Genomic DNA, 9,975 nt, shown 5'->3' with positions numbered 1-9,975 from the left:
AAACAACACCAGCGTGAAGCAGAAGTTGTGGCGGAAGCTGGTAAGCCAGGAACTGTCACCATCGCGACGAACATGGCGGGCCGCGGTACGGATATTAAGCTGACCCCGGAAGCAAAAGCAGCAGGCGGTTTGGCAATTATTGGTACTGAAAGACACGAAAGTCGCCGCGTCGACAGACAGCTGCGTGGTCGCTCCGGCCGCCAGGGTGACCCGGGTTCTTCTCAATTCTTTGTTTCCCTGGAAGATAACCTGATGCGCTTGTTCGGTTCTGACCGGATGGCGAAGGTAATGGACCGAATGGGACTGGAAGAAGGCGAAGTGATCCAAAGCGGGATGATCACCAAATCGATTGAGCGTGCGCAGAAAAAGGTAGAAGAAAACAACTTCGGAATGCGTAAGCGTTTGCTGGAATACGATGATGTAATGAACTACCAGCGTGACGCGATCTATACGCGTCGCCGCAATGCATTGTTTGGTGACCGTCTGGCAGTGGATATCGCGAACACGTTGTTTGATGTATGCGATGAACTGATCAGCACTGCGGGCACTTATGCAGAGCTTGAACTGGCTTCCATTACGACCCTGGGAATGGAGCTTCCATTCAGCGAAACCGAATTTAACAGTATCAAACCTGCGGATCGTGCACAGAGATTGTACGACGCTGCAGAAAAGCAGTATCAGGAAAAAAACAATGCAATTGCACAAAAAGCATTGCCGGTATTGCAGTCGATCTATGCGGAAAGAGGTGCCACGGTTTCAGAAATTATGATTCCTTTCAGCGACGGACTTCGTCAGACAGGCGTAGTTGTTGGTTTGAAAAAATCGGTTGAAAACGAAGGAAAGGAAATTACCCGCGAGATGGAGAAAGCTATCGTGCTTTCACTGATCGACCAGGAATGGAAAGAGCATTTGCGCGAAATGGACGATTTGAAACAATCGGTGCAAAATGCGGTTTTCGAACAGAAAGATCCTTTGCTGATTTATAAATTCGAATCCGTTGAGCTTTTCAAACGCTTCCTGAGCAAGGTTAACTTTGATATGATCTCCTTCCTGATGAAGGCGGATATCCCGCAGGAAGAAGCGGTACCAGCAAGTGCAGTACAGCAAACTGTTCGCCGCCCGACACCGCCGCCTGCATTGCATACCAATAAGGAAGAAGATTTTGATGTGGACGTAGAAGATCCGAATAGATATGCTCATACCGAATCCACTACCAAGGCGCAACCAGTGCGTGTGGAGCGTGTTGCCGACAGGAACCAGAAGGTATCTGTTCAGTACCGCGACGGGCGCATTCTCCGCGACGTGAAGTTTAAAAAAGTAGAACAGGAAGTGAAAAACGGCGATTGCGTTGTAATCGAATAATCCGTTTCACTTTCCATTGAAAATACCGGCCCTGCCTCTCGTTTCCGAAAGGCGGGGCTTTTTGCTGCCGGAAAATCAGGATTTATACGATATTTGCAGTTGTTGAAAGCATAAACGAAAACATTCTATTAGCATGAAACTCCATCGGGAAGGCTATACCATTATTTTAATTACAATTATTGTTCTGGTACTGATCAACTTAGGAATCAATTATCTGCTCCCTGATGGTTACTGGATTCCTTTGCTGACAGCGATTGGCAGCATTTTCATTCTTTTGCTTGTAGTTCAATTCTTTCGCGTCCCCAAAAGAAATGCCCATAAAAGCGATCGCCAGATCGTAGCGCCTTGTGATGGAAAAGTAGTTGTGATTGAAGAAGTGGTTGAAACGGAATACTTCAACGGACCGAGAAGACAGATCAGCATTTTTATGTCGCCCCTGAATGTGCATATCAACTGGAATCCGGTAAGCGGCGTAATCCAGTATTTCAAATATCACGCCGGACTTTACCTCGTTGCCTGGCACCCGAAATCAAGCACAGATAATGAGCGTACAACCATAGTAATCAGGACTGTGGAAGGAATTGACGTTTTATTTCGTCAGATAGCAGGCGCCGCTGCCCGCCGCATTCGCTGGTATATCAAGGAAGGTGACAAGGTAGAGCAGAGTACTGAAATGGGTTTTATCAAATTCGGTTCACGCGTGGATATATTCGTCCCGCTCGATGCGGAGATCAAGGTGAACCTGCAAGACAAAACAGTAGGCAGCGTAACTGTACTGGCTGAGTTAAAATAAGCGCCAGCTTAGTATTTGCTCAAAAAACTGGGGAACTGCGCCCGGATAAACTACCGCCATAAACAGCAAACCGAAAATAGCGCCGTACAAATGCGCACTGTGGTTGACATAGCTCATCCCGCGTTTTGACTCGTAAACCGAGTAACCCAGATACAACAGCCCGAAAATGAAGCCTGGCATACAAATGAAGAAGTACAGGCAAATGCTCATCAAAGGCGCATAAAGGATTGCCGCAAAAAGTACAGCTGACACCCCGCCCGAAGCTCCCAGCGAATTGTATTTTGAATTATTCCTGTGTTTTAAAAATGTAGGAATATCGGCAACGATGATACCGACAATGTACAGGAACAGGTAATACATTGTCCCGCTCGGCCCGAAAAGCATTGCAAAAAGCCGCTCGATCCCTTCGCCTACAAACCACAAACTTAGCATGTTAAAGATCAGGTGACCAAAGTCCGCATGTACAAAACCGGAGGTGATGAAGCGATAATATTCATTCCGCTGGCTTACGCGGTACGGATTGAATATCATTTTGTCCATTAAGCTGTAATTGTTCAGCGCGTAATAGCTGATCCCGGAGGTGATAATGACGAGTATGAGGGTTATTGACATAATTCTTTGCTTTGATAACTATTATTTTTCCCGTTCAACCAGCTGCTGAACGAATTGCAGCAGCGATGCTTTACGGGCTTCTTCCACATTCAAACTCCTTAGGTCAGCCAATCCTCTTTCAAAGTAGGTACTGATTTTCTCTTCGGTAAACTTACGGATGTCGAGCACTTCGTAAATCGCTTTCACCGCATTCACTTTCTCTTCCGGATCAAACTGGCCGGCAGAAATCCATTTGTCCAGCTCTTCCTTATGTGATCCCGCTGCTTTTGACAAAGCTTCAATCAGTAAAAAGGTTTTTTTATTCGAGATAATATCGCCGCCTACTTGTTTACCAAACTTCAAGGGATCTCCATATACGTCCAGCAAATCGTCTTTCAGCTGAAAACCGATTCCCATATTTTCCCCTGCCGAATACAGCAGCTTCACCGACTCTTCATCAGCCCCGCCGATTATACCGCCAAGTTCCAGTGCAAATCCGAGCAACACAGAGGTTTTAAGGCGGATCATTTCCAGGTATTCTTCTTCACTTACATTCCAGCGCGTCTCAAAATTCATATCCAGCTGCTGGCCTTCACATACTTCCGCGGCTGTTTGGTTAAAACGCACCAGCACACTTCTCAGCTGCTCTTTGGGCACATCCAGCAGCAGATCGTACGCGCGGATCAGCATTACATCTCCTGACAATATCGCCGTATTTGCATTCCATTTTTCATGCACGGTAGGCTGGCCGCGGCGGAGGGGCGCTCGGTCCATGATATCGTCGTGCATTAAGGTAAAATTGTGAAATACCTCCACCGCCATTGCAGGCTGGATCGCGCTTTCCACATTGTCGGAGTAAATGGACGCGGCCAGTAACGTCAGCAAAGGCCGGAAACGCTTTCCGTGCAGCGACATAATGTAGCTGATCGGCTCATAAAGCTCGGCAGGATTTACGCCGTAAGTGTGCTTTTCAAATTCAGAATGAAGCTTTTGGAGTAGTTGATCGGGGTTAAGCATCGAATGCAGAAATCGCCTGAAAAGACAGGGCGCAATGTTTGTTATGAACGTTTTTATCAATCCGGAGACTTATGCAAAGTAGCGGATTTTCCTTGTCTTGCCGACAGAATTCGCGGATAAATTCGATTTTTGACATTGTGGCGCTATTCTGCAACATTATTATAACTTTAAGATTCCATCTCATTTCCATTCGAAAATGCCTTTTCACCAGTACTTCAACTGCGATATCTTACCTATCAACGAAGCAGTTTTTCAAACCAACGATCTTGGATTGCTCCGCGGCTACGGACTTTTTGATTATTTCAGGACTTATAATGGTGTTCCATTCCGGTGGGATGATTACTGGCAGCGTTTCGAAAACTCCGCGCGGCTGCTCAAACTGGCACTTCCCATTACCCAGCAGGAAACAGAAAAAATCCTCGCCGACTTACATGCATTATCCGGCGAGCAGGAAGTTGCATTCCGGTTTGTACTCACAGGCGGTTATGCACCGGACAGTGTGAATGTAGTCCAGCCGAATTTCCTGATCCGTACCGAAGCATTGCCGCAGGATAATCCCGCAGGCAGGTTGAAAGGTATTAAAGTGATTCCCTACGAATACGTCCGCGATTTGCCCGAAATTAAAACCACCAATTACGTGCACATGGTTTTAATGGCCGACGAGCTGAAAAGGCAACAAGCCGCCGATCTGCTTTTCTACAAAGACGGGGAAGTAAGCGAGCTGACAAGGAGCAACATTTTCATTTTCCGCGGCTCGAAACTGATTACTTCCAACCGGAACATCTTGAATGGGATTACGCGAAAAGTTGTACTTGAAATTGCCAAACCGCACTTCGAAGTTGAGGTACGGCCTGTTTCGTACCAGGAGGTAATCACTGCGGATGAGGTATTTACAACCAGTACTACGAAATGGGTAATGCCGGTCGTACAAATCGGCGAGCAGCCAATTGGTAACGGAACTGCCGGTAAGCAGACGCTCTTTTTACAAGAAATGTTTGAAAAGCTGGTTACAAACTGGGGTAAATAAAAAAGGTGACTTCCCGCACGGAAAGCCACCTGGCATTTGTAACAATTCAACTTATTTAGGTGCAACAGGTGATTCTTTGTTTACGATCGGCCATACGCCCGGGCGGGGTACGCTTACGCCTTTCGTCATTCCTTTTGTCATCGCATCAGCTCCGAAGTAGTACAGCGGCCAGCCTTTGTAAGTCAATTGCTTTTTGCCAAAAACAGTGATTGTACCAAATTGTGTTTTATCCAATGCAGATGGGATATCGTCAATAGAAGCTACTTCGTAAATCGGCCAGGTTGCATCGTGCGTTGCGTCGTTTGTTGTCCAGTTGTTGTTCATCGACGAATCCCGCGCGAATGCGTATAATGTGCGCCCCAGACTATCTACCAGGAATTGCGTTTCGCCGGTACCCTCGGTATAATCGGCTTTATAGGATTTGCCGTCATTACCTACCAGCTGCGCATTGGAGAGCATAACTGTATATTTTGCTTTAGCCACATACCACGCATTGTTAACCCCTTCTCCTTTAACCTCGCCCGGCGCTGCGTCGTTGGCGAAGTAGTACAGCGGCCAGCCTTTGTAGGTAGTTTGTGTCGCGCCGTCAGTGCGAGTGATGTTGGCAAAATCCGAAGCTTTTAAACCCGCATCCAGCTTCAATGAGGCAGGATTGGCTACTGAAAAAACCGGCCAGGCAGCCAGGCAGGGTCCTGTGCAAACAGAAGTGTTGCCGGCATCTTTGGTGAAAAAGTAAAGCGTTTTACCATTCTTGTCAGTCAGTACTTTGCCAAGCGAGCCATTTTCTTTCAGCATAATGTCATTTGGCGTCACAGGAGCTTCTTCGCCGTCATCATCGGAGCAGGACACAGTCACGGCCAGTAGCGCACCCAGCAGAAACAGCATTCGGGTAATTGAAAGAATTTTCATCGGAATTAAATTATGATTGTTAGAGATGAATTGTTTTGTCCCGAATACGGTCAAAATCCTCCGATGGTTGCGCAGCTTCTTTCTTGCCGGGTGCAACAGGTACTTTTGCAACAAAAAAAGGCGCGACCATTCTGGCCGCGCCCGCAATCATTTTTTTACCAAAAACCTAACTCCATCCCTGCGCCGTTAATGGAACGCGGCTGTCGGACTTGGTATGTATCGAAACGCCCTCGCTCTTGTCGGCAATGTACCCGACGAATGTGATCTTGGGATTGTTTTTGATCAGTTCGTAAGCAGATTGGGAAACTGTAAACAGCAGTTCATAATCTTCCCCGCCATTTAATGCAGCGGTAATCGGGCTGAGGTTCAGCTCGGAGGCTGCCAGAAAAGTTTGTTCGTCGATAGGCAGCCGCTCTTCAAACACCACCGCACCCACACCTGATTGCGCGCAGATATGCAGCAGATCAGACGCGAGCCCGTCAGAAAGATCGATCATGGAAGTAGGTATTACGCCGGCTTCTTCCAACTCATAAATCACGTCCATTCTGGCTTCCGGGCGCAGTTGCCGCTGGATTACATAGTCTTTTCCTTCCAGTTCCGGCTGCATGTCAGGGTTTGCCAGGAACACCTGTTTTTCGCGTTCCAGCAGCTGCAATCCCAGGTAAGCACCGCCCAAATCGCCTGTTACGCACAGTAAATCATTCGGCCGCGCTGTGTTCCGGTATACAATCTTGTCCTTTTTTACTTTGCCAAAAACACTGACCGAGATAAGCAAACCCGACCGCGAAGAAGAAGTATCCCCGCCTACCAGGTCCACATTGAAATCTTTACAGGCTGTTTTGATACCTGCATAAAGTTCGTCGACTGCTTCCACCGAAAACCGGTTGCTGATTGCAATACTCACCGTTACCTGATGTGGGATCCCGTTCATCGCGGCAATGTCAGATACATTCACAGCTATTGCCTTGTAACCCAAATGTTTGAGAGGGAAAAAGGTGAGATCAAAATGCACGCCTTCGAGGAGCAGGTCTGTACTGAGCAATCCGTATTCCTCGCCAATATCGATTACAGCTGCATCGTCGCCAATGCCGCGCACGGTATCGGGCAATGCAGTAGTTATTCCTTTATTTATTCGTTGAATCAGCCCGAATTCACCCAGGCTGCTGATTTCTGTTCTGCTTTCCATATTGCAAAATTAGACAAAAAAAAGCGAAGCCAGGTTCCGGTGCGGACTGGCTTCGCTATGATATCTTTTACTAAAAATTACTGCTGACTAAGGATTGGTCAATGTATATTCGTTGATCGTGCCGCCTGTTTTTGAGCTGCCTTTCAGGCGGGTTAGTACGAGTTTCGAATCTTCCAGTGTATTAATTGTAAATTCGATTGTACCACCGGTTCCCGTGGGTTGCGGTACCAGGTCTTTGAGGATCAATTTCGTATTTCCGTCCAAGGCCCAGGTTCCATTGAATGTATTTCCATCCCAGTCGGTCAGTGAAGCGGTCATTGCGCCCGACGAATTGTTTAAAGTCAATCTGAAACCCGAGTAACCCGGAACATTATTATTAGAACCTCCTCTGGTATAAGCCACTGCGGTCCCGTGCTTCACAGATTCGGCAGTCCACGCTTTGGCAATTCTTTCAGAAGCGGGTTTCACTTTCTCCTTACATCCTGCATTTATTAAAGTGACGATCAGAGCGATACACCAAATCAGAGAGTAACTTTTTTTCATATTTGTATTTCCTAAATTTCATAACACAACGCCAAGTTCCTACTTTTTAGTCTTATTATCAAAATAATCCGTGAAGATCATTTTAATTTTTACCCACTGGCTCCGATCACTAAATTGCAGGTTCAAATCACTTTTCATGAAAGAATATACGCACGCGCAGCTTGCACTCCGGAACGGGCAGGACAGAGAGGAAATCTGGTGTGCGTACAAAGGGATTATATATGATGTAACCACCTCGCGGTTATGGCGCAATGGTCACCATTATGAACATTGGGCCGGGCAGGACCTCACCAAAGAGCTGGGCGACGCGCCGCATACCGATCAAGTTTTCGGACGGTTTAAAGCAATCGGCCGCCTGCAACCTAAAACCAGCTGATTTCCATGAGTACCTATTTAATAGCAGACAGCGGCTCTACCAAGACAGATTGGGTAATTACGCAGGATGGTTTGAAGGTTGGCGCATTTCAATCTGCCGGTATCAATCCTTTTTACCAGACTTCCGAAGAAATTATTCCTGTTCTGAATGAGCAGGTTATACCTAATTTAACAAGTCAGGTTGACAAAGTTTTTTTCTACGGGGCTGGCTGCGCGGATGAAAAATCAAGCCGGCCTGTTTTTGACGCATTGTCGCATTGCATTCTTTCGGCTGCGCAAATTGAAGTTGCTTCGGATATGCTGGGCGCAGCGCGGGGCTTGTGCGGGCGTGAACCCGGGTTGGCCTGTATCCTGGGTACCGGGGCTAATAATGCATTTTACGACGGCGAAAAGATCGTGCATTCCATTGGTTCGCTTGGCTTCTGGCTGGGCGATGAAGGAAGTGGCTCTTACCTGGGAAAAACACTGGTTGTTAACTTCTTACAAAATGAGCTGCCTTCTGAACTTCACGAAAAATTTGCAGCTGCTTACCCGGAGATTAACAGGTTGTATGTTTTGGAAAATGCCTACAAAAAACCTTATCCTAACCGGTTCTTTGCCGCCTTTTCAAAGTTCATAGCTGAAAATATCGCAGACAGCTACATGCAGCAGCTGGTTAGCGACGCATTTTCACTTTTTACCGAAAAATACATTTTAAAACATCCGAATGCGGCACAGTACCCGGTCCATTTTACAGGTTCTGTTGCATTCTATTACCAAAGTATACTCAAAGACGTACTGGCTTCCAGGAACTTGCAATGCGGGCGAATTCTGAAAACGCCGCTTGAAGGTTTGGTTCAATATTACGCCTGAGCCCGGTTTTCACAATGCGTTAATGAATGTTAAACCCGCGCATCCAGCCCGGTTTCGCTCGTTTCGACTAAGGTCAAATCCTTTAATTGGCCTTAAATTTGCTATTATCATTCTGCTATGTCGCGACGAACTATTCAATTACTCACCATTTTATCTGCGCTCCTGATTATAGGTGTGGTAATCACGCAGATATTTTGGGTAAAACAGGCGCTAGATCTCCGGCACAGGCAGTTTAACCAGAATGCACACGTGGCTTTGCAAGATGTGGCTGCCAAGCTGGCCAAAGTAAATGGCGTAATGCAAACCACCAATCCGGTAGAGCAGCTTTCCCCTGAGTATTTTCTTGTCAATACCAATTCCACTACGCAGCCCGATCTGCTCGAAGTTTTTATCAAGGATAGCTTTCAAAAGCACAATCTTATTGCCGATTTTGAGGTAGGTATTTACGATTGTACCACGAACAGAATGCGTTACGGGATGTCACTGAGCACGAAAACCAATGCAAAGCTGCCGGCTACAACTACCAATTTCATCAAAACAGATAAGTATCCTTACTATTTCGGAGTGCGTTTTCCCGAACAGGAGACCTACTTTGCGGGCAGCATTAACCGTGCAATCTGGTCTTCGGTACTGGTGCTGGTCGCAGTTTCGCTTTTTGCTTATGCGCTTTTTGTGATTTTGAGGCAAAAGCAATTGTCGGAAGTACAGCGTGATTTCGTCAATAATATGACGCACGAGCTGCAAACGCCGATCTCTACGATCCGCATTGCTGCCGATGTGCTCAATACAGATCAGATTATCGCCCAGCCGCAGCGGCACAAACGTTATGTTCAGATCGTGCAGGACGAGATACTGCGTTTGCAGGGACAGGTGGAAATGGTACTTTCAATGGCCAAGGCCGAACGGAATGTATTGACCCTGCAAAAGGAAACCGTGCATGTAAATGAGATGATCCAGTCCATTCTGCTGCCTTTTGAAGGCAAAGTGAAATTTCAGGATAAAACAGAAAATAATGTGATCGAAACGGACCCATTTCACTTCCGTTGCATGATCAATAACCTGATCGACAATGCGTTGAAGTACTCCGACGATACTCCCGAAGTAAATGTGGCAACCTATAATAAAGGTAAGTGCCTGATCATAGAAGTCAGCGACCAGGGTATCGGCATTGCGCCGGAGTATCAGAAAAAGATATTCAACCAGTTTTTCCGCATTCCTTACGGCGATGTACATAATGTAAAAGGCTTTGGCATCGGGCTGAGCTATGTGAAACAGATTGTGCGGGCGCACCGGTGGAAGCTCGAACTGGAAAGTACACTT

11 protein-coding genes and 1 pseudogene are annotated in these 9,975 nt (G+C 46.7%); 6 read left to right on the top strand and 6 right to left on the bottom strand.

What is annotated here, in order from left to right:
- Together secA and ACTIE6_RS09315 are read left to right on the top strand one after the other, a co-directional pair.
- Window positions 1-1,362 (top strand): annotated as a pseudogene (gene secA / locus ACTIE6_RS09320) (preprotein translocase subunit SecA); the annotation flags it as partial.
- 133 nt (window positions 1,363-1,495) lie between these two features.
- On the top strand, window positions 1,496-2,155 hold the full coding sequence (locus tag ACTIE6_RS09315; protein WP_439556381.1) for a phosphatidylserine decarboxylase family protein: 660 nt from the start codon (window positions 1,496-1,498) through the stop codon (window positions 2,153-2,155).
- Here the strand turns inward: ACTIE6_RS09315 and ACTIE6_RS09310 are convergent.
- Both ACTIE6_RS09310 and ACTIE6_RS09305 read right to left on the bottom strand, forming a co-directional pair.
- Window positions 2,147-2,767: a rhomboid family intramembrane serine protease gene (locus tag ACTIE6_RS09310; protein ID WP_439556380.1), complete on the bottom strand. Its 621-nt coding sequence runs from the start codon at window positions 2,765-2,767 to the stop codon at window positions 2,147-2,149. The two genes, ACTIE6_RS09315 and ACTIE6_RS09310, sit on opposite strands and share 9 nt — an antisense overlap.
- 21 nt (window positions 2,768-2,788) lie before the next feature.
- Window positions 2,789-3,763 (bottom strand): polyprenyl synthetase family protein, encoded by a 975-nt coding sequence (locus tag ACTIE6_RS09305; RefSeq protein ID WP_439556379.1) that lies wholly within the window; start codon window positions 3,761-3,763, stop codon window positions 2,789-2,791.
- A 196-nt stretch (window positions 3,764-3,959) separates the two neighbouring features.
- Here ACTIE6_RS09305 and ACTIE6_RS09300 point away from each other — a divergent pair, with 196 nt between their 5' ends.
- Window positions 3,960-4,790, top strand: coding sequence for an aminotransferase class IV (locus ACTIE6_RS09300; protein WP_439556378.1), 831 nt, complete (start codon window positions 3,960-3,962; stop codon window positions 4,788-4,790).
- Between the two features lie 51 nt (window positions 4,791-4,841).
- On the opposite strand, the gene ACTIE6_RS09295 is transcribed toward ACTIE6_RS09300, so the two are convergent.
- From ACTIE6_RS09295 to ACTIE6_RS09280, 4 genes are all read right to left on the bottom strand, one after another.
- Window positions 4,842-5,699 (bottom strand): COG4315 family predicted lipoprotein, encoded by an 858-nt coding sequence (locus tag ACTIE6_RS09295; RefSeq protein WP_439556377.1) that lies wholly within the window; start codon window positions 5,697-5,699, stop codon window positions 4,842-4,844.
- 19 nt (window positions 5,700-5,718) lie between these two features.
- Window positions 5,719-5,850, bottom strand: coding sequence for a hypothetical protein (locus ACTIE6_RS09290; RefSeq protein WP_439556376.1), 132 nt, complete (start codon window positions 5,848-5,850; stop codon window positions 5,719-5,721).
- Between the two features lie 15 nt (window positions 5,851-5,865).
- Entirely contained in the window at window positions 5,866-6,885 is a 1,020-nt protein-coding gene (gene thiL, locus ACTIE6_RS09285; RefSeq protein ID WP_439556375.1) for a thiamine-phosphate kinase, read from the bottom strand.
- A gap of 87 nt (window positions 6,886-6,972) precedes the next feature.
- On the bottom strand, window positions 6,973-7,428 hold the full coding sequence (locus ACTIE6_RS09280) for a hypothetical protein (RefSeq protein WP_439556374.1): 456 nt from the start codon (window positions 7,426-7,428) through the stop codon (window positions 6,973-6,975).
- A 136-nt stretch (window positions 7,429-7,564) separates the two neighbouring features.
- Between ACTIE6_RS09280 and ACTIE6_RS09275 the strand changes: the two genes are divergently transcribed.
- The 3 genes from ACTIE6_RS09275 to ACTIE6_RS09265 all read left to right on the top strand — a co-directional run.
- The gene (locus ACTIE6_RS09275) at window positions 7,565-7,804 is read left to right on the top strand and encodes a cytochrome b5 domain-containing protein (RefSeq protein ID WP_439556373.1); all 240 of its coding nucleotides are present in this window, start codon (window positions 7,565-7,567) and stop codon (window positions 7,802-7,804) included.
- A gap of 5 nt (window positions 7,805-7,809) precedes the next feature.
- Window positions 7,810-8,655 (top strand): N-acetylglucosamine kinase, encoded by an 846-nt coding sequence (locus ACTIE6_RS09270; protein WP_439556372.1) that lies wholly within the window; start codon window positions 7,810-7,812, stop codon window positions 8,653-8,655.
- A 117-nt stretch (window positions 8,656-8,772) separates the two neighbouring features.
- On the top strand, window positions 8,773-9,975 hold a 1,203-nt coding region (locus tag ACTIE6_RS09265; protein ID WP_439556371.1), incomplete at its 3' end, for a sensor histidine kinase.

Origin of the sequence: Dyadobacter sp., assembly GCF_051859145.1 — a bacterium.
Taxonomy (GTDB): domain Bacteria; phylum Bacteroidota; class Bacteroidia; order Cytophagales; family Spirosomataceae; genus Dyadobacter.
This window is presented reverse-complemented; position numbering and strand designations above follow the sequence as displayed.

Coding starts and splice junctions, on each gene's coding strand:
- ACTIE6_RS09315 (WP_439556381.1), top strand. CDS start 1,496: ATGAAACTCCATCGGGAAGGCTATACCATTATTTTAATTACAATTATT.
- ACTIE6_RS09310 (WP_439556380.1), bottom strand. CDS start 2,767: ATGTCAATAACCCTCATACTCGTCATTATCACCTCCGGGATCAGCTAT.
- ACTIE6_RS09305 (WP_439556379.1), bottom strand. CDS start 3,763: ATGCTTAACCCCGATCAACTACTCCAAAAGCTTCATTCTGAATTTGAA.
- ACTIE6_RS09300 (WP_439556378.1), top strand. CDS start 3,960: ATGCCTTTTCACCAGTACTTCAACTGCGATATCTTACCTATCAACGAA.
- ACTIE6_RS09295 (WP_439556377.1), bottom strand. CDS start 5,699: ATGAAAATTCTTTCAATTACCCGAATGCTGTTTCTGCTGGGTGCGCTA.
- ACTIE6_RS09290 (WP_439556376.1), bottom strand. CDS start 5,850: ATGATTGCGGGCGCGGCCAGAATGGTCGCGCCTTTTTTTGTTGCAAAA.
- thiL (WP_439556375.1), bottom strand. CDS start 6,885: ATGGAAAGCAGAACAGAAATCAGCAGCCTGGGTGAATTCGGGCTGATT.
- ACTIE6_RS09280 (WP_439556374.1), bottom strand. CDS start 7,428: ATGAAAAAAAGTTACTCTCTGATTTGGTGTATCGCTCTGATCGTCACT.
- ACTIE6_RS09275 (WP_439556373.1), top strand. CDS start 7,565: ATGAAAGAATATACGCACGCGCAGCTTGCACTCCGGAACGGGCAGGAC.
- ACTIE6_RS09270 (WP_439556372.1), top strand. CDS start 7,810: ATGAGTACCTATTTAATAGCAGACAGCGGCTCTACCAAGACAGATTGG.